20 protein-coding genes and 3 pseudogenes are annotated in these 20,078 nt (G+C 61.5%); 8 read left to right on the top strand and 15 right to left on the bottom strand.

Going from position 1 to position 20,078, the window contains the following annotated elements:
- Positions 1–40: 40 nt before the first annotated feature.
- The 7 genes from AB5287_RS02390 to AB5287_RS02360 all read right to left on the bottom strand — a co-directional run bounded on the left by AB5287_RS02390 (position 41) and on the right by AB5287_RS02360 (position 8,469).
- Positions 41–1,072 carry a 3-isopropylmalate dehydrogenase gene (locus AB5287_RS02390; protein WP_368220565.1) on the bottom strand — a complete coding sequence of 344 codons (1,032 nt, stop codon included), beginning with the start codon at positions 1,070–1,072 and terminating at the stop codon, positions 41–43.
- A gap of 64 nt (positions 1,073–1,136) precedes the next feature.
- A complete protein-coding gene (locus AB5287_RS02385) occupies positions 1,137–3,653 on the bottom strand; it encodes a S9 family peptidase (protein WP_007051336.1) in 2,517 nt (838 codons plus the stop codon).
- A 60-nt stretch (positions 3,654–3,713) separates the two neighbouring features.
- Positions 3,714–5,045: an App1 family protein gene (locus AB5287_RS02380; RefSeq protein WP_023658102.1), complete on the bottom strand. Its 1,332-nt coding sequence runs from the start codon at positions 5,043–5,045 to the stop codon at positions 3,714–3,716.
- Positions 5,046–5,112: 67 nt separating this feature from the next.
- Entirely contained in the window at positions 5,113–5,526 is a 414-nt protein-coding gene (gene gcvH / locus AB5287_RS02375) for a glycine cleavage system protein GcvH (RefSeq protein ID WP_007051338.1), read from the bottom strand.
- Between the two features lie 25 nt (positions 5,527–5,551).
- Positions 5,552–6,844: an NAD(+) diphosphatase gene (gene nudC, locus AB5287_RS02370; RefSeq protein WP_023658101.1), complete on the bottom strand. Its 1,293-nt coding sequence runs from the start codon at positions 6,842–6,844 to the stop codon at positions 5,552–5,554.
- Between the two features lie 9 nt (positions 6,845–6,853).
- A complete protein-coding gene (locus tag AB5287_RS02365; RefSeq protein WP_007051340.1) occupies positions 6,854–7,711 on the bottom strand; it encodes an alpha/beta fold hydrolase in 858 nt (285 codons plus the stop codon).
- Positions 7,712–7,836: 125 nt separating this feature from the next.
- Positions 7,837–8,469: an NUDIX hydrolase family protein gene (locus tag AB5287_RS02360; protein ID WP_032682412.1), complete on the bottom strand. Its 633-nt coding sequence runs from the start codon at positions 8,467–8,469 to the stop codon at positions 7,837–7,839.
- A gap of 255 nt (positions 8,470–8,724) precedes the next feature.
- Here AB5287_RS02360 and trxA point away from each other — a divergent pair, with 255 nt between their 5' ends.
- Positions 8,725–9,099, top strand: a complete 375-nt coding sequence (gene trxA, locus AB5287_RS02355; RefSeq protein WP_007051343.1) for a thioredoxin — start codon at positions 8,725–8,727, stop codon at positions 9,097–9,099.
- A gap of 69 nt (positions 9,100–9,168) precedes the next feature.
- Positions 9,169–10,164 carry a G5 domain-containing protein gene (locus AB5287_RS02350; protein WP_007055181.1) on the top strand — a complete coding sequence of 332 codons (996 nt, stop codon included), beginning with the start codon at positions 9,169–9,171 and terminating at the stop codon, positions 10,162–10,164.
- A 99-nt stretch (positions 10,165–10,263) separates the two neighbouring features.
- On the opposite strand, the gene AB5287_RS02345 is transcribed toward AB5287_RS02350, so the two are convergent.
- On the bottom strand, positions 10,264–10,788 hold the full coding sequence (locus AB5287_RS02345; protein WP_007055172.1) for a transposase: 525 nt from the start codon (positions 10,786–10,788) through the stop codon (positions 10,264–10,266).
- A gap of 158 nt (positions 10,789–10,946) precedes the next feature.
- Between AB5287_RS02345 and AB5287_RS02340 the strand changes: the two are divergent.
- Both AB5287_RS02340 and AB5287_RS02335 read left to right on the top strand, forming a co-directional pair.
- A pseudogene (locus AB5287_RS02340) lies at positions 10,947–11,030 on the top strand (transposase); the annotation flags it as partial.
- Positions 11,031–11,712: 682 nt separating this feature from the next.
- Positions 11,713–13,470: a DUF4012 domain-containing protein gene (locus AB5287_RS02335; protein WP_368220557.1), complete on the top strand. Its 1,758-nt coding sequence runs from the start codon at positions 11,713–11,715 to the stop codon at positions 13,468–13,470.
- Positions 13,471–13,636: 166 nt separating this feature from the next.
- Here the strand turns inward: AB5287_RS02335 and AB5287_RS02330 are convergent, their stop codons facing one another.
- The 3 genes from AB5287_RS02330 to AB5287_RS02320 form a co-directional block, all read right to left on the bottom strand.
- Positions 13,637–13,963, bottom strand: coding sequence for a transposase (locus tag AB5287_RS02330; protein ID WP_368220554.1), 327 nt, complete (start codon positions 13,961–13,963; stop codon positions 13,637–13,639).
- Positions 13,869–14,240, bottom strand: a complete 372-nt coding sequence (locus AB5287_RS02325; RefSeq protein ID WP_286477292.1) for a transposase family protein — start codon at positions 14,238–14,240, stop codon at positions 13,869–13,871. Before AB5287_RS02325 ends, AB5287_RS02330 begins: the two co-directional genes overlap by 95 nt.
- Before the next feature lie 86 nt (positions 14,241–14,326).
- Complete coding sequence (locus AB5287_RS02320; protein WP_007055292.1) at positions 14,327–14,518, bottom strand: hypothetical protein; 192 nt, start codon at positions 14,516–14,518, stop codon at positions 14,327–14,329.
- A gap of 188 nt (positions 14,519–14,706) precedes the next feature.
- Between AB5287_RS02320 and AB5287_RS02315 the strand changes: the two genes are divergently transcribed.
- The 4 genes from AB5287_RS02315 (at position 14,707) to AB5287_RS02300 (ending at position 16,810) form a co-directional block, all read left to right on the top strand.
- Positions 14,707–15,306 carry a protein tyrosine phosphatase gene (locus AB5287_RS02315; protein WP_286118440.1) on the top strand — a complete coding sequence of 200 codons (600 nt, stop codon included), beginning with the start codon at positions 14,707–14,709 and terminating at the stop codon, positions 15,304–15,306.
- 277 nt (positions 15,307–15,583) lie between these two features.
- Positions 15,584–16,018 (top strand): hypothetical protein, encoded by a 435-nt coding sequence (locus AB5287_RS02310; RefSeq protein WP_007055289.1) that lies wholly within the window; start codon positions 15,584–15,586, stop codon positions 16,016–16,018.
- Between the two features lie 210 nt (positions 16,019–16,228).
- Positions 16,229–16,438 carry a hypothetical protein gene (locus tag AB5287_RS02305; RefSeq protein WP_007055293.1) on the top strand — a complete coding sequence of 70 codons (210 nt, stop codon included), beginning with the start codon at positions 16,229–16,231 and terminating at the stop codon, positions 16,436–16,438.
- Between the two features lie 9 nt (positions 16,439–16,447).
- Positions 16,448–16,810, top strand: a complete 363-nt coding sequence (locus tag AB5287_RS02300; RefSeq protein ID WP_007055288.1) for a hypothetical protein — start codon at positions 16,448–16,450, stop codon at positions 16,808–16,810.
- A 66-nt stretch (positions 16,811–16,876) separates the two neighbouring features.
- On the opposite strand, the gene AB5287_RS02295 is transcribed toward AB5287_RS02300, so the two are convergent.
- The 4 genes and pseudogenes from AB5287_RS02295 to istA form a co-directional block, all read right to left on the bottom strand.
- Entirely contained in the window at positions 16,877–17,047 is a 171-nt protein-coding gene (locus AB5287_RS02295; RefSeq protein ID WP_007051350.1) for a hypothetical protein, read from the bottom strand.
- A gap of 338 nt (positions 17,048–17,385) precedes the next feature.
- Positions 17,386–17,631 (bottom strand): annotated as a pseudogene (locus AB5287_RS02290) (IS256 family transposase); the annotation flags it as partial.
- A 74-nt stretch (positions 17,632–17,705) separates the two neighbouring features.
- Positions 17,706–18,467 (bottom strand): IS21-like element ISBlo2 family helper ATPase IstB, encoded by a 762-nt coding sequence (gene istB, locus AB5287_RS02285; RefSeq protein ID WP_007056226.1) that lies wholly within the window; start codon positions 18,465–18,467, stop codon positions 17,706–17,708.
- Positions 18,464–19,948 (bottom strand): annotated as a pseudogene (gene istA, locus AB5287_RS02280) (IS21 family transposase). The gene istB and the pseudogene istA overlap by 4 nt, the downstream one beginning before the upstream one ends.
- Positions 19,949–20,078: the final 130 nt, after the last annotated feature.

The raw sequence follows: 20,078 nt of genomic DNA, 5'->3' as shown, positions 1-20,078 counted from the left end.
GTTTTCTGGCTCCCCTCAGCGAGGGGAGCCAAGTTTGAGGTCACATGCGGGCCAGAATGTCCTTGCCGACCTGGTCGGTGGAGCGCACGGTGGAGCCGAGCTCCTCGATGTCCGCTTCGACGGCGGTATGGATCTTCTTGGCCGCATCATCAAAGCCGAGATGCTCGAGCAGCATGGCGGCGGAGAGGATGGCGGCGGTCGGGTTGGCCTTGTTCTGACCGGCGATGTCCGGAGCGGAACCGTGAATCGGCTCGAACATGGACGGGAACTCGTCGGAGGCGTTGATGCAGCCGGAGGCGGAGTAGCCCACGCCGCCCACCACGGAGCCGGCCTCATCGGTCAGAATGTCGCCAAAGAGGTTGTCGGTGAGAATCACATCGAAACGGCTCGGGTCGGAGACCAGGAAGATGGTGGCCGCATCAATGTGCTGGTAGTCGTGGGTGACCTCAGGGTATTCCTCGCCGACCTTGTCGACGATGCGCTGCCACATATCACCGGCGTTGACGAGCACGTTCTTCTTGTGCACCAGGGTGACGTGCTTCTTGCGCTTCATAGCGAGCTTGAAGGCGTAACGCACCACACGCTCCACACCGTATGCGGTGTTGATGGACACCTCGGTGGCCACCTCCTGCGGGGTGTTGCGGCGCACCGCGCCGCCGGCACCGCAGTACAGACCTTCGGTGCCTTCACGTACCACCACGAAGTCGATGTCGCCGGGGTTGGCGAGCGGCGAGGTGACGCCCTTGTACAGCTTGGAGGGGCGCAGGTTCACGTACTGGTCGAGGTCGAAGCGGAGCTTGAGCAGCAGGCCGCGTTCCAGAATGCCGGCCTTGATGCGCGAATCGCCCACGGCACCGAGCAGAATCGCGTCGTTGGCCTTGATGCGCTCCTCTTCGTCCTCGGGCAGGATCGCACCATCGCGCAGATAGCGCTCGGCACCCAAGTCGAAGTTCTCGTACTCGAAGTCAGCTACGCCTTCAGCGGCCTTTTCCAAAGCCTTCTGAGCCCACGGAGTGACTTCCTTGCCAATACCGTCGCCGGGAATAACGGCGATTTTATATGTCTTTGCCATAGTTCAAGGAGCCTACTCGCGCTATCACCTGCCGGCCCGAACCCGCTCAGCTAGTGGACATGGCCTAATGAGCGAGCCCCATCACATCCATGCACCAAGCGTTCTCATAGGAAACCTCTTCCCATTGCTTGTAACGCCCGGATAGACCGCCGTGACCGGCCTCGACCTCAATCTTGGCCACCGCGTCCACGCCGGCGGACTGCAAACGGGCCAGCCATTTGAGCGGCTCGACGTACAGCACGCGGGTGTCGTTCATCGAGGTGGTAATGAAGATTCTCGGGAATTGCGCGGCGGCGACCGCGCCGGTGGCAGCCCCATCAGCACTGCCGTCACCGGCAGCCTCGTCGTTGCCGCCCTCGAGCACGGCGACCGGCACATTCTCGTATGGCGTGTACGACTTCATGTACTGATACACCTCAGGGTCATGCAACGGGTCTCCCCATTCGTCCCATTCGGTGACGGTCAACGGCAAGTCCGGGTCAAGAATGGAGGTCAACGCGTCCACGAACGGCACATCCGCCTCAACACCGGCGTAGCATTCGGGCGCCATATTGGCAATCGCGCCCATCAGCAGGCCGCCAGCGGATCCGCCGTTGGCCACGGTGCGCCAAGCATCAGCCAAATGCGCCTTCTGCAGCGCGCGTGTGGCGTCCACGAAGTCCTCAAAGGAATGCTTCTTGTTCAGTCTGCGCCCCTGCTCATACCAGGCGCGTCCCATTTCGCCGCCGCCACGAATATGCGGCACGGCGTACAGCACACCGCGATCCAACATGCTCAGACGAGAGACCGAGAACCCCGGATCGGAGGAAATCTCGTATGCACCATATCCGGTAATGAACATCGGCGAATCCTGCGCCGGGCAATCGCGGTGCCAGACGAGGGAAACAGGAATGCGTTCGCCGTCGCGCGCGGTAATCCACACACGGCGTTCCATGTAATCGCGTGGATTGAAGTTGCCCAACACGGTGGCTCGCTTCAGCAGCGCATCTTCACCGGTGGCGGGATCGATTTCGTGCAACTCGCCCGGGCGGGTGTAGCTGGCGAACGAGTAGCGCATGCGCGGCGCCTCATACGAGGGGTTGCCGCCGACGCCGATGGTGTACAAGCGCCGGGTCTCACCGGGCAGGTGGTCGTCGCTAGCACCATCGGAAGATGACGTGTGATCCGTGGGGGCCTCATCTTCGGTCCACAAGATTTCGCCATGATCGCCGGTGAAGTTTTCGCGATCGTCGGCAACCATGTCCCAGTCGTCCTCCAGGGCAGGCGGCAGCAATTCCGTAAACCGCCACGGCCGTCCGGCCAGGAAGTCGGCGGCAGCCGCGCTCTTGGTCATGTATGCCACGTGCGGCTGGCCGTCGGCACGGTAGCTCAGGGACACAAAGTTGCGATGCAACGCGATGCCTTCGATGCCCAGACCGTGGGCACCCTGCAATATCGCCGGATTGACGGCGTTGAAGTATGCCTCGGTAATCGGCTTATCCGGCTCACCATGTTCACAGCCGTACGGCGACCCGGCGGCAATGCACACGCCTTCGCCGAGTCGGTACGGCGGCTCATGGCCACGCATGTCAATGACGTCGATTTCGAAATTCGGATTGGCAGCGTTGTGATAGACCACGGCGAGTGGCACATCCGCACCGTTCTCCCCCGCGCCTTCAAAACAGGCAAAGCTCACATCATATTCAATATCGTTCTGACGCGGAATGAAAGCTTGGAATTCGCCTTCAGGCGTGGCCACCGGCAGCATCAGCACTTCGGTGGTGGTTTTGGAACCGGTGCCGATCACGATATTGCGCTCATCAAAACTGATGCCAACGCCCACCCAGAACCGTTCATCGGTTTCTCGGTACACGCACACATCCGATTCGACCGCCGTGCCAACACGATGACGCCACACAGCGAGCGGCCGCCAGGAATCGTCCAATTCCACCCAGAACACCCATTGGCCGTCCGGCGTGAAGCATGCGCTGCCAATGCCGGTGAACTGTTCGGGCAGTTCGCTGACCGGCTCCCCGGTCTCCAGCCCGGCAAGGTCGCGAATGCGGAAATCATATCGCTCGTCTCCCGCAACATCCACGCCGTACAGCATCCAACGGCCGTCCTTGCTCAGATCCAAGCCGCCGAGCCGGAAGAAGTCATGCCCCTCGGATTCCTTGTTCGCATCAAAAACGACCTGTTCACCGGGCATGGAGCCGGGCGCGCCTTGCGGATCCACGACCGGCGGGTCCCAGTCATCGGCATCGCGCACGGGGATGCGGCATTGCACGCCATACTGTTTGCCCTGCTGCGTGCGGGTGAAGTACCAGTAATCATTGACGCGCGTGGGAACCGACATATCAGTCTCTTCCACATGCGATTTCAGCTCTTCAAACAACGTATGCCGGAAATCCGCCAGATGCGCCATGCGACGCTCGCAGTACTGGTTTTCGGCAGCTACGTAGCTGCGCACATCATCGGAGTCTTTGTCTCGCATCCACTCGTAATCGTCTTCGAAAACGTCACCGTGGAATTCGCGGCGCTTCGGCTCGCGCTTGGCGTAAGGCGGCATCGCGGCCGCGGCGTTTGTGCTCTCGTCAGTCATACCACGCGATTATAGGCGAGGCACCGCACCGGGACGCATTCAGTGTTCATCACGCCGCGCCTATCGCAACACCGTCTTCAGATACGGCAGCATGGTCTTCAGAATGTTCGAGCCTGTGGTGCCGGTGAATACTGGCACATCGGTTACCGGAGTCGGCTGGGTCGAGGTGAGCCCCGTCACCGACGCCAATCCGGTTGATTCGCGCGGGCTCAACTCACGAATGACGATCGCCAGTACACGTCCGGGATATCTGCGGGCGATGGTGGCGTACGTGGTCGGGTCTTTCTGCCCGTCATCGCCCACCAGAATGAACTTCATGTCTGGGAAGTCGGCCATAAGTTGTTCGGCAAACTCAAGTTTGTGCTGGGGGCCGGTGGGTACGAAGGTCTTGGGCCTCGGGTCGAGGTCGCGCAGCAGCAGCGGGCCTTCGGGAAAACCATGGTCAGTGATGAAGTTGCGAATCGAACTCTCCACATTCCAGGGCGATGTCGAAAGATAGAAGAACGGTGCGCCGGGGAACAAGTCGGCGATGCGGGTGAACAGCACGCTCATGCCCGGCACGGAGGCTTTCTTCTTGGGGTCGAGGAACAGCAGGTTGTACGCGGCCTTCCATGGCACCGGGGCCTGCGTGATCATGATGGTGTCGTCCACATCGGAGATGATGCCGACTTTGGCACTGGCGGGGATGGTGTACAGGTTGGCGCTCACGGGTTTGCGGTTGGCCACGCTGTAGGAGACGCGATGGATGCCGGGCACCAGACGATGCTCGGCCACGAGGTCGAGATATCCGGCGGAATCGGAGATGGCGTATTCGCTGCCGAGATCGCGCGTGCGGTCCACCTTGTCATAGACCTCGGAGACGCCGATCTGCACGGTGTTGAGCGGCATGCCATCAATGCTGGCCTGCACGTGGGTGCGCGGCGCGGGTATGGCAAGCATGCCGCGGATGCCGCGGATCAGTTCGCCGGATTGCGCGTGCCTGGGGGCGTATACCGTGCGGCAGATCAGACGCGAGTAATCGCCTGTACCATAACCCACATAGGGTTCCACTCGCGGATACCAGTCCCATTGGCGCACCACCTGAGTGGAGATGCGTGACCATACACCGAACACGCGGGTGACGGCACGACGTATGAATCGGGTGATCGGCGGCTTGACTTCGATGCGCTCACGCTTGGAGGGGGTGTCGAACGTCGTGGCAGCCTTGCGTGCGGGAATCGGCACGGTGGGCATGTCATCGGAATGCTCAGCATTGCTGGCATTGTCGACGCCATTGGCGGATGCCTTGACGTCAGAGACTGGCGCGGTGGCGGACAGCGCTGCATTGCGAGCAGCAGCATCCCAAGGCAGTCGCTTGCCTGCCGCCTCAAAATCCTCACGTGGGCTTCTCATAGACACCAATATAGGCCATACGCCTCATTTTTCTTGGCTCCCCTCAGAGAGGGGAGCTCAAAAGGAACTACCGCACGACCTTCGCGTATTCGTCGGCGCTCAGCAGCTCCGGCTCATCGTCGTCAAGCTCGACCTTCAGCAGCCAGCCTTCGCCGTACGGATCGCCGTTGACCACGGACGGGTCGTCCGCCACGTCACGGTTCACATACTTGACCGTACCCGCCACGGGGCTGATCAGCGGCTGGACGGCCTTGGAGGATTCAAGCTCCACGATCTCGTCGCCGGCCTCCACACGGGCGCCAGGCTCAGGCAGATCCACGAACACAAGTTCGCCAAGCTGGTCGGCGGCGTATTCGGTGATGCCGATGATTGCGGGGTCGACCGAACGGTCCACCCACGCATGCTCCTCGGAGTATTCGAGATGGTCGGGAATGTCGAGGTTCAGCGGCTGTTCGTTTTCGTTGTCATCACTCATAGTCATAAGCCTAACCTATCTTCGCGGTCCGTCACAGCTCGCGACCGAGCCATTCCTCAATCATGTAGCGGGCGATGGTGGCGCGGCCCGGCGCCGCCATACGGCCGGCGATGAGCTCGGCCGTGTATTCGTCGCGTGTGACCCATCGCGCGGTCATGGTCTCCTCGCCGTCCACACGCGCGTCGGTGGTGATCGCATGTGCCTTGAACGCCATCATCAGCGAAGCCGGGAACGGCCACGGCTGCGAGCCCAGGTACCGCACCTCGCCAAGCTTGATGCCGGTCTCTTCCATGGCCTCGCGGCGGCAGGCGTGTTCAAGGTTCTCCCCCGCCTCCACAAATCCGGCGGACACCGAATACAGCCTCGAATCCTTCCATGCCGCGTTGTGTTGCAGCAGCAGACGGTCGTGCCCGTCCACGATGGCGGTAATGACCGCCGGCTCCACGCGCGGGAACAGCACACGGTTGCCGTCCGCCTCGTTGGTGCATCGCTGCGCCCATCCGGCGAGCGCCGGCCGGACCGCCGCGCCACAGGTGGGACAGAACCGCTGGCGGCTGTGCCAGATGCTTAAGGTGATGGCACTGGTGGCTTGCCCAGCCTCGCGCGCGTTGGAGTGAGGGGCGAATCCGCGCAGGTCCACCCAGTCGAACCGGGTCACGGCCTGTTGCAGCAGCGTGGGCTTCGGGGCCAAGGGCTGTACGGACGCGCCGACCGAATCATCGAAGGCATCGTCCGCACCTTGCCCGGCCGAATCCGGTACACCGAGCGGCCCGGCGATTTTGGCTGCGGCTACGCCGCCATTACCCTTGGCGTTTCCCGACTGCCGTATTCCGGCGGCAGCACCTCCGCTGATGCCGTTCTTGCCCAGCGCGCCGTCCACAGTGCCGGAATCCTGGGTGCCAAGCACGCCGCCGACGGCACCGCCAACACCGGCAATCCCGCCAACACCGGGAACGCCGGCTTCCGGCACGCGCGTGATATCCACGGCGACCACGGATTCGCCGCGCGCCCCGACATAGGAGCCAAGGAACATGGCGACCGCTTCGGGGTAGCGTGCCAGTTCGGCGGACACATAGGCGCCCGGCAACGTGGCGAGCCGCATTTTCACGTTCTCATAGTCCACGAGCTCGCCTTGGCCGCGCGGTACGGCGACAAGTCCGCCGCGCGTAAGCACGACTTTGGTGGTCGGCTCGGCCAACAGCTCGTCGATCAGGCCGGGTTCGCTTCGCCGGTCCACCTGATAGTCGATGTCACCTTGTGCGAGCGGCAGGAACGGCAGCGCATGGGTCAGCGCCAGAGGCGAGAAATGAATGTCAGCGGTCATCGAGGTCTCCTATGCGTTCTTCTGCGCGCTCTGCACGCGCTTGACGAGCGAGAGCAGTGCTCGCGCCACGGTATCCGGATGTTCGACGGCACTGAAATGGCCGCAGTCCGGAATATCGATGAATTCAGCGCCGGTGATTCGTTCGGCGAGCGGACGCATCACACTCGGATTGCTGGAGGGGTCCAGTTCGCCGGATACCACCAGGCTCGGTGCGCTGATCGTTTCCGGCACCGCCCCCAGTTCAGGACGTCCGTAGGTCATGCGCTGACGCCAAGCCAGACCAGCCGGGTTCTGTTCGTTGATCCAGCCGGTCATGGTCGCGATGAATTCAGGAGTCTTCTTGACGGTGGAATCGCCATCGGCCGGCTGCGCGAAGTGCATCACCGGTTCGACCGAGTTCGTCTGTTCGGCGGCGTCCGCCATCTTCAGTCGGTTCTCTCCGCCCACGCCGTCGGACGCGGCCATCGTGTCACACAAGGCCAGTCCGGCCACCGTTTCGGGGTACAGGCGCTGGATGTCCATCGCCACGTAGCCGCCCATCGACAGCCCGACCCAAATCGCCTGCTCATAGCCGGCGGCCTTGATCAGGTCCACGTAGGCTCCGGCCAGGCGATCCAGCGCCTCGCTGTACGCGCCGTTCGCCATGCGGGGGCCCGAATCGGCGTCGCTCGGCACCGGGGATGCGCCGGAGCCGGCCATGTCCGGAGCCCAGATCGGGAAGTCCGGCACATCGTTCAGGTCGGCGAAGTCGGCGAGCGCCTTCGCGCACACGTCCCACATGCGGTGGTCCACCGGGTAGGCGTTCATCAGCACCACCGGCACGCCTTCGCCGTCGCGGTAGATATGATTGGCCAATTCGATTGCCATGAATTACTCCTTCACATTCGCGCCCCACTGGCGGAGCTGTCGGCACAGTCGGCTGGGAGCGGTCTCAACGCGGACCGCCCTCCGTCGCTACGCGCCATCCCCTCCAACGGAAGGCAAAACAACTGTCAGATTCCGGCCCAGGCCAACGCCTGTCGCACGATGCGCCCATGGCCGTTGACCATCTGCGCCACGAACGTGTCCATTACGTCGCTCTTGGGATCCACCCATTCCACATCCAGCGTCTCATCCTGCGGCTTGCAGTCGCCGGCGATAGGCACCACGTAGCACAGTACGATGGCGTGCTGGCGCGGATCGTAGTATTCGCTTAGTCCCGGCGTGGGGAAGAATTCGGCCACGGTGAACGGCTGGAGCCCGATCGGCAGCAGCGGCAAGGCGATATCGCCCAAATCCTTGGCCACATTGCGGGCGATGGCCTCGCGCAACGTCTCGTGGTACAGCACACGGCCGGTGATCAGCGTACGCTCGATCGACCCGTCCTCGGATACGCGCAGCAGCGAGCCCACCTGGGAGATGCGGCCCATCTCATCGGTGCGTACGGGCACGATCTCCACATACGCGATGGGCATCTGATGGCGCGCCCGGTTGATGTCGGACGGCCCCAGCCAGCCCGGCGGGTTGCCGTGACCGGAACCGCCTCCGTGGATGAAGTCCTCGGGCGTGATGTTGTCGAATTCGCCGCGGCCACGGCCGGCATCATAATCGCCCTCGTCGGGCACTTCATCATTCATGACTGGCATGCATCCCATTATTGCGCGCAAAATCACGCCACGCGTCACCTTACAGCGAAATCTTGGGAAACGTTTGGCCGGCGGCGGAAAATACGACACAAATGTTGGGTGGTGCTGGGAAGCTGGTAGCCAGCAGGGAGCCGACGGCCACGAACCGCACGGCCCCAAGCGCCAAGACGTATTGCATGAATAAGGCAATCGCCCGGCGGCCACGCATGAGGGCCGTACGGCGATGCCAAGGAAAACACAAAAGAAGGGAACATCATGGCAACCACCGCCATCACCTCCGCCGATTTCGAGAAGACCATCACCGACAACGAAATCGTGTTCGTTGACTTCTGGGCCACCTGGTGCGGCCCGTGCCGCGCGTTCGGCCCGATTTTCGAGGCGGCCTCCAACGAGCCGGAGAACGCGAACATCGCCTTCGTCAAGGTTGATATCGACGCCAACCAGGATCTGGCCCAGGCCGCCGGCATCCAGGCGGTGCCCACGCTGATGATCGCCAAGCAGGGCGAGGTCATCTTCCAGCAGGCCGGCGCGCTGCAGGCCGCCGATCTCGACGATCTGATCGCCCAGGCCAAGGCACTCGATCTGGCCGCCGCCAAGGCCGCCCAGTCCGGTGCCGACCAGCAGGCCTGAGCCTGATTTTCCTTCATCCACTGCGCCGCCTATCATGGTGGTCAGTGTGAAATCCGATCAAGGAGCGCAATGACGAGACATGCCAAGCCGACCCGTATGCTCAGACCGTTGAACAAGCGCCAGTGGATGAAGATCGCGGCTGTGGTGGCCGCGGCAGGTCTGCTCGGCGCGGCGGGATTGGTGTCGCGCAGTTTCTACCATGCTGATGATGTGAAGCCGATTTCCACCATCACTTCGTTCTCCGCCACCGATTCGGCCGCATCCCGTTCTGCCACTCGTGGCGCAATCAACAGCGCCGACAAGAACACCACGTTCGTTACGGTGAAGATTAATGGCGATTCGCGCGTAGTACTTGGCGAAAAAGCCAACATGACCACCGTCAAGGACGTGCTGGAGACGGGTGATATCACGCTTGACCCGGATGATGCCGTATCTCCCTCGCTGAAATCCAAGGTCACCGAGGCCACCGTGGTCACCATTAATCGCGCGGATGCCGATGTGGAGACCAACGATACCGAGATCGCCTTCAATGAAGTACGCAAGGAGACCAGCAGCCTGCCCAAGGGTCAGGAAAAGGTCGAGACCGAGGGCCAAAAGGGCATTATGGAGACCACCTCGCTGATCAAGCGAGCCGGCGACAAGGTCATCTCTTCCAACGTATTCGCCTCATGGGTCAAGAAGGCCCCGGTGGATAAGGTGATCCTGGTGGGCACTGGTTCCACCGAGTCGCCGTCGTCAGCCGATCTCGGCACCACTGTTCCGGCTGGAGAAGTGCAGTCCTGGGCGCATCAGTATCTGTTGGACAACGGGTATAGCGAAGCGGACTTCACCGCTGCGAACTACATCATCAACCACGAGTCCGGTTGGAGCCCCACCGCCACCAACCCCACGTCTGGTGCTTATGGCTTGGGTCAGGCCTACCCCGGTAGCAAGATGGCTTCCGCCGGTGCGGACTGGCAGACCAACTACAAGACCCAGTTCAAGTGGTTCATCAGCTATTGCGAGCAGCGCTACGGCGGCATCGTCGCAGCGTACAACTACTGGATCGCTCATAACAATTACTGATTGCGATTATTCTCTATGCAAAGAGCCTCTGCCGGTTGATTCCCGGCAGAGGCTCTTTGGTTATGTGGCTCTTCGCATTTTGGTGTGTATGGCGTGTGGTTAGAGGTGGGTTTGGATGGCTTGTCTGAAGCCTCCGGTGTGGAGCAGGCTTCTGGTGATGTAGTTGTCGAGGTTGCGGAAGCCGAGGGCTATGTCCCTGAGGGTCTCGAGCCTGCCGTTGATGGCCTCGGTGGGGCCGTTCGCGCCGTTGGGGTGGTCGAAGAACGCGAACACGTCGCCCATGCGGCGTTTGAGGGTGCGTCCGAGCGTGGCGAGTTCGGGGCATCCGGGCGCACCGCTTTTGACGGCGAGGGATTCGATGAGCTCGGCCATCATGCCCCGTCCCTTGCGCCGGTCCTCGTGCGCGTAGCAGGAGATGATCTTCTGGTACGCGCCGTGCGCGAGGGCGAGCGGCTTGTTCGCGGGGTCGGCGAGCAGATCGTCGGCGCGCGCCTTCTGCCTGTCGGTGCGCAGGGACGCGGTCTTGAGCAGGATCCTCCTGCCCTTGTAGAGCGTCCTTGGTGCCGCGCCGTCCCGTCCGTTCGCGCTGGAGCCGGCAGCGCACCTCGAAAGCCCGCGACGCACGGACCCCAAGGGCCAGCTCTACCGTTCATGGCGGCTCGAGGAACCGCTGCGCCTGCTCGGGCTCCCCCCCTCGACCGGGCCGGGGGAGAGCTGAACCGCTGGGTGTTCCGGGCCTCGCATAGCCGCATCCCCGAGATCGTCGAGCTTTCCAAAAAAAAATCAGGAGACGCCGCCCCGACATCCCACGCACCATCGAACCGGGCTACTCCAGCGCCAGGCTCGAGGCCTTCAACAACAGGATCAAGGCCACCATCCGCATGGCCTACGGCTTCCACCGCGTCACCAACCTCATCGCCCTGATCATGCTCCGATGCAGCGGACTCGACATCCGACTACCACAACCCACAATCTAACCCACAAAAACATCAGAAGCCTCAAAGATCGGTATTCTTGCAGGGCTTTTTGGGTTATCCCGCGGGCATGGGTAGACTGGCATGCGGTAGGAGAAATACTCGCTGAAAGGTGCATGCCAGCTCATGGGAACGGGTGGCCAGCCGGAAAAGAATACGACGCCAACGGCTCCGGCGTCGCATAACAGTGTCGCGGATCAGCCCACGATAATGCAGTCTCCGGTGTCCGGGCCTGCCCAACCGGGCGATGCGCAGCCCACGGAGGCGATGAGCGGCGTTCCGGTGCCCCGTCCGAACCGGCGGGCACGGCGATTCCCGTTGCCAATCACGACATCGTCGATACGTTCTGGGACATTCCTCCGATCACGTTCCCCACGGACCTGTACGACGCCGGCGGTGCCGGTGCTCCATCCGGTCCGCGGCCACCCCAGTCAGCCGCGCTGACACCCCGGCATCATACGCGATGTGCACGTCGTGCACTGCTACGTGCCGTCCGCCGGGCTACCCGTCCAGCGAAAGCGTAACCGGGCAGCTAGCCAGTATCGATATATGTCATAACGTAAGGAAGTAGCCCATGCCATCACACGCACGCACGGTCACCAGGACAACCCATCGCGTTCGCAACGCGCTGCTCGTCGTGCTGCTGTTGCTGGTCGTGTGCGCCGCGGCGGCCGGCTTCAGCGGATTCAAACTGTACAAGTCGGCGATGAGCGCCAAAGCGCACCTCAACAATGTTGTCAACGCGGCCAAGGTCATCAAGGACGGTTCCACCGACGACATGGTCAAGGCGCTGTCCGACGTGAGCTACATCCAGAAGGAGGCGGCCGCCGCCAAGCAGGATGTCAGCGGCGGTCTGTGGACGCTGACGGAGAAGATGCCCGTGGTCGGCGGTGACGTGAAGACGGCGCGCACCGCCATCGGTACCATCGATGACTTCGCGCAGACCACGCTGCCCCAGCTGGGCAAGGTCGTCACCACACTGACCGGTGCCAGTCTCTCCAGTGGCGATGGGCAGCTCGACATGGAGCCGATCATCGCTGCGGCGCAGCAGCTTGCCACGGTCGACCAGTCCGTGCAATCGCAGGCCAGGACGATCCAGGATCTTCCCGACGCCAAACTCGGCGTGGTGAACAACGCGCTGCAGAACGGCAAGACGCAGATGGCCGCCCTGGCGCAGGTGACCGAAAACCTGAGCGGCATGCTCAACATGCTGCCGAACTTCCTCGGTGCGAACGGCGCCCGCAACTACGTGCTGCTGGCCCAGACGAATTCCGAGATCCGCGGAACCGGCGGCCTGATCGGTTCGGCCGGTTCCTTCAGCGCGGACAATGGCAAGATCGCGGTGGGGGAGTTCCACGCGGATGCCGAGTTCCCCTCCAACGCCGCGTTGGATGACGTCAACCAGGACGGTGACGGCACGCTGTACAGCGGACTGTACTTCGGTCAAGTCATTCATAATCTTTCGTCCACGCCGGACTTCCCGCGCGTCGCGTCCATGGCCCAGAAGTTCTGGCAGGCGGCTCCGTTCGGCGGATCGTCCGACGGCGTGATGTCGCTCGACCCCGTCGCGCTGCAGGCGATGATCGGCGCCACCGGCGACGTGACTCTGTCCGACGGGCGCGTGCTCAACGGGTCGAACACCGCCGAATTCCTGCTCAACGGCGCCTACAAGGAACTGGCGCCCTCCGCTCAGGACCAGTACTTCAGCGAGACCGCCGCCCAGGTGGTCGCCCACCTGTTCAGCGACATGAACACGCAGAAGCTCATGACCGTCGCCAAGACGATGCTCCGGATGACCGAGCAGCGGCACCTGTACTTCTGGTCGTTCCACGAGGAGAATCAGGCGGTGCTGCGCAGCGCCGGCGTCACCGGCGAGATCACCAACGACGCGAAGAACCCGGTGGCCGGCGTCTACCTCAACGAGATGCAGGCCTCGAAGATGGACTGGTACATCCAGCGCAAGTCGACGGTGAAGAGGACCGGCGACAACACCTACCACGTTACGTATTCGTTCACCAACACCCTGCAGCCGGGCGAGGCCGGATCCCTGCCGGAATACATCACGGCGAACGCCAAGGGAGGCGTGGCGGTGAACCGCGTGGTCATCTACACGCCGGCCGGAGGCGAGGTCAGCAACGTGTCGGCGTCGAACGGCAGTTCCTTCGCGCAGGTGCAGGCCAAGGACCATATGACCTACATGGACGACATCTCCCTGGCGCCTCAGGACACGGTGACCATCGAATACGACGTGACCACCGCGGCCGGCTCGGCCAACCTCAAACTGGATCAGACGCCGACCATCGGCGACCCCGCGATCACGTACGAGTATTGATCGGTATTGATCTGTGGGTGTGATCTTGGGATTGTGTGCCCTTATGAAAGCGCGCCGCCGACTCCTCTCGGAACCGGTGACGCGCTTTCTGTAATGCCTGATTAGAACCTTGTGGGGGTGCGGACGAAAAGTTGGATACTTGAGAGGCTTCTGATGTTTTTGTGGGTTAGATTGTGGGTTGTGGTAGTCGGATGTCGAGTCCGCTGCATCGGAGCATGATCAGGGCGATGAGGTTGGTGACGCGGTGGAAGCCGTAGGCCATGCGGATGGTGGCCTTGATCCTGTTGTTGAAGGCCTCGAGCCTGGCGCTGGAGTAGCCCGGTTCGATGGTGCGTGGGATGTCGGGGCGGCGTCTCCTGATTTTTTTTTTGGAAAGCTCGACGATCTCGGGGATGCGGCTATGCGAGGCCCGGAACACCCAGCGGTTCAGCTCTCCCCCGGCCCGGTCGAGGGGGGGAGCCCGAGCAGGCGCAGCGGTTCCTCGAGCCGCCATGAACGGTAGAGCTGGCCCTTGGGGTCCGTGCGTCGGACCACGGTCGGATACGTGTGGCCCTTGCGGTATCCACGCCGATCGCCGCCAGGCCGTCGAACGGCGAGGGCATCGCGGCCCTGAGGCGGTCCGCGACCCGGCGGACGATGTCTCCGGCCGTCCTCCACGCGACGTGCAGGAAGCCGCTGACCGTCTTCCGGTTCGCGACGCTCATCAGCCATGTGCACTCCGACTCGGAGTCGCGCGTGAACCGGCTGCCCGGCTCGGCCCACGGCACCATCGTGACCACGGCCCCACACCGGGGGCGGTCCACTCGCGGCATGTCGGCGACCGGTTCGACCTCCAGCAGCCGAAATCCTGATGACGCTAACGACGACGGCCGCCGCCACGGTCGTAACCGCGGCGCTTCCTGCCGCAGCGGGAGCATCGGAGCATGCCCCCGCGTGGACGCACGCGGATCTCGAGCACGGGTCCGGAACGCAGCGGCGAATCCGTGATCCGCACATCCTCGACCACCGTGCCTTTGACGTTGAGAAGCTGTTTGAATATGCCGTTCATCAGGCGCCTGCCGCCGGGTAGTACGTTTTTCTTGGTCGATGAACATCCCACCCAAAAAAACGCCCCCCAACGACTCAACGACGAACCGCCACCCACGAAAACAGCAATAGGGCCCAAAAAATCGGACGTTATCTTATTGCTACGGTACATAACGCACGCATATTCGCGAGGAATGCTCACTGGAATATATGAGGGAATGCTCACAACACTTGAGAAGGGACGTTGTTATGCAAATCATGTATGTATGCACCGGCAATCAATGCCGTTCCGTGATGGCCGAATACTACACCCGAGCCAAGCTTGCCGACCGAGGAATTGGCTTGCAGAACGACAATATCACCGTGCGCAGCGCGGGTACTCTGCACTATCCCCCGCATCCCGCCGATCCGATGGTTATCGATTTGCTGAAGAACGACGGCATTGACGCGAATTCCCATTCTTCCACCCCTCTCACCACCGATATCAGCCGGCAAGCCGACCTGATTCTGTGTTTTGAGCGTGAGCAAATATCCGATTTGCTTGAGCAGAATCCACTGGCTATTCGCAAAGTATTTCTGTTCAATGACTTCGTGAACGCTTGCAAACATATGCATGCTGAGGGTCCGATTGCCGGCGATACCACCGCAGACAGGCTCATCGAAATCATGGATTGCGTATCTATGCTGCGGCCGTTTTTGCCTACGGCACTCGAAACCGAAGACCCTCATCGTCAATCACGCGAGGTGTTTGAACGCGTGTATGCGGAAATCAAGCACGGCGTCGATATTATGCTCAGTGCTGTGGCCTGAATGCAATATCGGCGAATAGAGCCAGCAAAAAAGCCGTCAGTTATTGCGATGTTGAAATTGCATATTGCTATATTCAATACGGCTGATATTGCGGGTTCTTGTTTCCGCTTTTCTTGGTATTGGTTAAATCGGTACTATTCAGGGAGCGCAATACGTAGGTCAAATGTTCTTCAATTATGCAATCATGCATGCATATGATTTGTATAATGCGAAATTAGCTGGTTACAATTAGTGACGTAAATAAAAACACGTGACCAATGCAATAAGGAGAGCAATTATGGCTTCATTGCTTCAGGGATTCGAAGAGGTTCAGCTGGTCAAGCCGGTGGGCAAGACCGTTCTGACCGTTACCGATTCCGCCATTCGTTTCAACAAAGCCACCGCTGAAGTGCTCGGATTCCCGGCGTACGTCAAGGTGCTGATTAACGACAAGACCAAGCAGATCGCCGTAACCCCGACCACCGCCAAGGCCGACAACGCCATTAAGTTCAGCAAGCCCGAAGGCAAGCAGGCTGCTTCGGTAAGCGTCAAGGAAGCCACGCTCATTGAAGCAGTGAAGGCATACTTCACTCTGCCCGAGGCTCCGGAAGGCGAAATCGCCTACCAGTCCGTCAACGGTACCGCCTACCCCGAAAGCAAGACCGTGATCTTCGACGTGGCCAACGCCACCGCCGGCACCATGAAGCGCCGCGGCCGCAAGAAGGCCGCCTGATTCGACACATCGAACTGGATGCATTCTTGCCGGTAGGGCCAAGGGGACGTCAACCGTGAAGGTTGGCGTCCTTTTGTTTGCACAGTCCATGCTCGGTATTTCATCGTCAGACAAGGCGTGATATAACCTGAGAACAACGGATTTTCAGGGAGGACAGTGGTTCGGATGCCTGCATACGCACATGACCAGTACGAACGCGGACGGCATGTTATGGCCGAGACCGAGACGGACAAGTCATCTGCTGCATCCAGCGTCGAAAAGGGCAGCAGCGGAAAGCCACACTCCATCATCACGTATGGCATTAACATCGCGATCACGACGGCGAATCCCGACGAGAACATTTTGGATCGCCGGCTCAAGCGGGCCGCCGTGGATTTCGCCGAAATCATCGCCGCAAACCAATTGGCAGCAGTACAGTAGACGATACATGTGCAGCAGCTTCTGCACACGCACACCACCATGGTGCGCGTCTCAAGTAGCCCTGCGATTATCAATCTCTCCGGTTTCATCACCCTCAGCACGTGGAAGGCCATTAGCATCAAGACGACCTTCACCGGCGCAAAATGCTTCGTCAACAACGCGGCCCTCTTCATCCACAGCATGGAGCAGCAAAAGAGAACGGCAGCCCGCGCCTACCAGCCAGCCAACGCCAAGGCCAGCACTAATCTGCAAGCGATTGCCGACCTGCGCGACCTGACCAACCGTGGCCGCGTCACCGTCGACATCGACGCCGAACCCACACGCTCCAGCCTCCCCCAGCGCAAAGCCCACAAGCATATACAGCTGCATTAAACTATGAGTCATAGTGAAGACGAGGGGCCGGAACCCGTCAAGGGTTCCGGCTATTCCGCTGACGAATCAGCGGCCTCGCCTGAGGCTCAGACCAAGCAACACCAGTGTGGCGATGATGATAGCCGTCGACCATCCCTGTCCAACTTGGTTGGCCAGAGCGATCAACAGGCCCGTCATCAGGCCTTCCCGGTATTGCCGGTCAGATCTCGGACGGTTGTCATGGTCATTGCCTTCCATGAGAACCTCCTCTTTAGTTGTAACCAGTCACTATGCCTGCTGGCACAATGACACCGTGCCAAGACGCCACGCTAGTAGTTCCTTGGTTTGGTCTGTCCAGCGTACGGGGGAAGGTTCGATGGATGCTGGTATGCTGTGTTCTAGCAGAAAGGTCGCGCTAGCTTCGGGGCAATCTTCTAGGCGGCGCCACTGACTTTCGCCTCGTTGGACCTGACTGCCGAGGTTTCCTCAACCTCAGTTGTAATCAGAAAGGTCTCTGGCTGGTGAATTCAGTCGGAGACCTTTTACTTTTTCAATTCCAACCGCCGGATTATAGGCCAAAATGTGTGTCTGGTGGTTTAGTCGTTCGACTGCCATTCGACCCTGGTGTGGAAGTCGTTCCAGTCGATGCCGGTGCCGTATCTTGCGGGGGTGCCGAACGTCTCGTACTGGCCTTGCGGGCTCCTTTCCCATGCCTGCCGGTAGAGGCGCTCGAGTCGTTCGTCGGTCATCGCGTTGGCCGCGAGCCACGCGTCGGTCTCGGGATGCGCCGTGTGCTGATGGCACCACCAGCAGATCGCCTTCAGCCGTCTGACCAGCCGCAGTGTATTTCGTCAAGTCGGTGTTTCGTGTTTAGTCATGTATTTTTTTCGGGTTTAGGCAGTTGCATGCATTTTCCTTATTTTTCCGGTTGCGCGGAGGTGTTCCTGCCGAACATGAGGGCCTCACTGACGCGGCGGCTCTGGCCGGTGAACTCGAGGAGCCGCCCGTGGTGCACGATGCGGTCGATGATCGCTGCGGCGAGTTTGTCGTCCGCGAAGACCGTGCCCCATTTACTGAACTCGATGTTCGTGGTGAATATGATGCTCCGTCTTTCGTAGCTGCCCGCGATGATCTGGTAGAGCAGGCGCGCCCCGTCGATGTCGAAGGGTACGTAGCCGAACTCGTCCAGTATGATCAGGTCGGCACGGCCGATGTCCCGGAGCATCGTCTCGAGCGTGCCGTCGCGTTTGGCCTTGCCCAGCTGGAGGACGAGCTCGGCGGTCTGATGGAACCGCACGCCCAGCCCCATGTCGATCGCCTTCATGCCCAGCCCGATCGCGAGATGTGTCTTTCCGCGCCCGGTCTTGCCGTAGAACACCAGGTCCTGCGCGCGCGGGATGAAACCGAGCCCTAGGAGCTCATCGAGCATGTAGCCGTCGGGGAGCCTGACGTTCGTGAAGTCGTAGCCGTCGAGACCCTTGACGACGGGGAACCGGGCGCGGCGCAGGAGCCTGTCGTGCTTCGCGCGTTCCCTGTTCGCCAGTTCCGTGTCGAGCAGGCGGTGGACGGCGTCGACCTGGCGGGGCGTGGCCCAGCCGGCGAATTCGTCGATGCTCGCCTTGGAGATGAACAGCTTGCGGGCCTTCTCGTAGAGCCCTTCGTCCGTCTTCGTGTTCATCGCCCGCCTTCCTGCACGCCGACGTCCGCGGTGAACGCGATGTCGTATTCACCCGGATCCGGCCTGTCATCGTCGTATTCGATACCCGCCACGCCCTCGGCGAGCCTGGCCGCGAGCAGTGTGACACCGGCGCGGTCCGCCCCGCCGGTCGATTCGAGGATGGAAAGCATCGCCTCGACCGCGTTCGCCCACCCGGATTCCCTGTCAACGCGTTTGAGGGTCTGCAGCGCCTCGTTGCGTGTCTGTCCGTCCTGCCGATCCAGCCATTCCCGCAACGGGTCCGGCAACGCGTCACGTACCCGGCTGTTGGGCCAGGACGCGGGCTTGTTGCACAGCAGCGCCAACTGCATGGACGGGTCCTCGCTGTTCGTGCTGGCCTGGCCGTACGCCCGAGGATGGGTCGCCAGATGCTTGCCCGACGAGTCGAGGACCCCGGGCCTCGAGCGCGCGGAGGCCCACGATCACCCCTCTGCCCGCGTTCGCCCGGTCCGCGGAACAGCGATGCCGTCCCCGGGCGCGGCCACGCCGTACCGGTCGGCCTTCATATGCCGCCACGTGACCACGTCGAAACGCTTCCCGGGCAACGGCAGCAGCGCCGCACGGTCCTCGGAGAACAGGCCACGTTCCTCCGTGTCCTTGCGGTAATGCGGTTTCGTGGCCAGCTCCAGGCACCGGTCCGGCAGCCCGGCGCTGAAGTTCTCCAGGCTCCATACGCTCGGCCGGGGCACGAACAGCTTGCGCCGCACCATGCCGACCTTGGACTCCACCGCGCCCTTCTCATGACCGGAATACGGGTTGCAGAACGAACAATCGAACCCGTAATGCGCCTGGAAGGCCTGGAACAGGTGCGTCAGGCGCGGCTCGCGCTCCCCGTACCCCTTATGGCCCACGCCGGCGGCGTTATCGAACACGATCCGCTCCGGCACACCGCCCAGCCACTCGAACAGGTTGCGCAACGCCAGGCACGTGCACTCAGCGTTCTCGCCCGGCATCAACTGCACCAGACCGACGTTCGAATACGGGAAATCAAGCACGAAATGATGCATCCGCTGCACCACGCCGCGCAACAGCACGTCGACCTCGCCGAAATCGGCCTGCGCCTCGCCTGGATGCCATACCAGATCCATGAACGCCTCATCACGCTCCGCCGCGAACTCACGCCTGAGCCGCGCCACCGCCCGCGTCACCGTGGACAGGGAGACCTCCGCGCCATGCTCGTCCCTCAACCGCTCCCAGATCCTGGTCGCGGTATGCCGCTGCTTGCGCCAGTTCGCGCGATCCTCCGCGAGCCACTGCTCGATCACGGGCAGATACGGGTCGATCACCGACGCGCGCGGCTTTCTCACCGACGGCACGGCCGACAGATCCTCCTTCGCGAGGTACTTACGCACCGTCGGCTCGCTGACATGTGTTTTCCGCGCGATCGACGCGACGGATTCCCCGTTCCGCCGCAAACGACGGATAGACTGTACTTGGGGCATGCTGATCATAATCCTTTCCGGTCCTTTCTGGCGGAGATACAAGCACCATCCAGTTAAGACCATTCCGTGGTCGGCATGCTCTGCCTAAACCCGAAAAATCATCGTGACTAAACCCGCAACAACTAATTGA

The organism is Bifidobacterium sp. RTP21102st3_E2_RTP21102_210122, from assembly GCF_040916945.1.
Lineage (GTDB): Bacteria > Actinomycetota > Actinomycetes > Actinomycetales > Bifidobacteriaceae > Bifidobacterium > Bifidobacterium longum.
Note: the sequence above shows the minus strand (reverse complement) of the source record. Positions and strands in the feature narration are given on the sequence as shown.

What these genes read in the sequence shown, in the direction of transcription:
- AB5287_RS02390 (WP_368220565.1), bottom strand. Translation starts at nt 1,072, where the DNA reads ATGGCAAAGACATATAAAATCGCCGTTATTCCCGGCGACGGTATTGGC.
- AB5287_RS02385 (WP_007051336.1), bottom strand. Translation starts at nt 3,653, where the DNA reads ATGACTGACGAGAGCACAAACGCCGCGGCCGCGATGCCGCCTTACGCC.
- AB5287_RS02380 (WP_023658102.1), bottom strand. Translation starts at nt 5,045, where the DNA reads ATGAGAAGCCCACGTGAGGATTTTGAGGCGGCAGGCAAGCGACTGCCT.
- gcvH (WP_007051338.1), bottom strand. Translation starts at nt 5,526, where the DNA reads ATGACTATGAGTGATGACAACGAAAACGAACAGCCGCTGAACCTCGAC.
- nudC (WP_023658101.1), bottom strand. Translation starts at nt 6,844, where the DNA reads ATGACCGCTGACATTCATTTCTCGCCTCTGGCGCTGACCCATGCGCTG.
- AB5287_RS02365 (WP_007051340.1), bottom strand. Translation starts at nt 7,711, where the DNA reads ATGGCAATCGAATTGGCCAATCATATCTACCGCGACGGCGAAGGCGTG.
- AB5287_RS02360 (WP_032682412.1), bottom strand. Translation starts at nt 8,469, where the DNA reads ATGCCAGTCATGAATGATGAAGTGCCCGACGAGGGCGATTATGATGCC.
- trxA (WP_007051343.1), top strand. Translation starts at nt 8,725, where the DNA reads ATGGCAACCACCGCCATCACCTCCGCCGATTTCGAGAAGACCATCACC.
- AB5287_RS02350 (WP_007055181.1), top strand. Translation starts at nt 9,169, where the DNA reads ATGACGAGACATGCCAAGCCGACCCGTATGCTCAGACCGTTGAACAAG.
- AB5287_RS02335 (WP_368220557.1), top strand. Translation starts at nt 11,713, where the DNA reads ATGCCATCACACGCACGCACGGTCACCAGGACAACCCATCGCGTTCGC.
- AB5287_RS02330 (WP_368220554.1), bottom strand. Translation starts at nt 13,963, where the DNA reads ATGGCGGCTCGAGGAACCGCTGCGCCTGCTCGGGCTCCCCCCCTCGAC.
- AB5287_RS02325 (WP_286477292.1), bottom strand. Translation starts at nt 14,240, where the DNA reads ATGGTGCCGTGGGCCGAGCCGGGCAGCCGGTTCACGCGCGACTCCGAG.
- AB5287_RS02320 (WP_007055292.1), bottom strand. Translation starts at nt 14,518, where the DNA reads ATGAACGGCATATTCAAACAGCTTCTCAACGTCAAAGGCACGGTGGTC.
- AB5287_RS02315 (WP_286118440.1), top strand. Translation starts at nt 14,707, where the DNA reads ATGAGGGAATGCTCACAACACTTGAGAAGGGACGTTGTTATGCAAATC.
- AB5287_RS02310 (WP_007055289.1), top strand. Translation starts at nt 15,584, where the DNA reads ATGGCTTCATTGCTTCAGGGATTCGAAGAGGTTCAGCTGGTCAAGCCG.
- AB5287_RS02305 (WP_007055293.1), top strand. Translation starts at nt 16,229, where the DNA reads ATGGCCGAGACCGAGACGGACAAGTCATCTGCTGCATCCAGCGTCGAA.
- AB5287_RS02295 (WP_007051350.1), bottom strand. Translation starts at nt 17,047, where the DNA reads ATGGAAGGCAATGACCATGACAACCGTCCGAGATCTGACCGGCAATAC.
- istB (WP_007056226.1), bottom strand. Translation starts at nt 18,467, where the DNA reads ATGAACACGAAGACGGACGAAGGGCTCTACGAGAAGGCCCGCAAGCTG.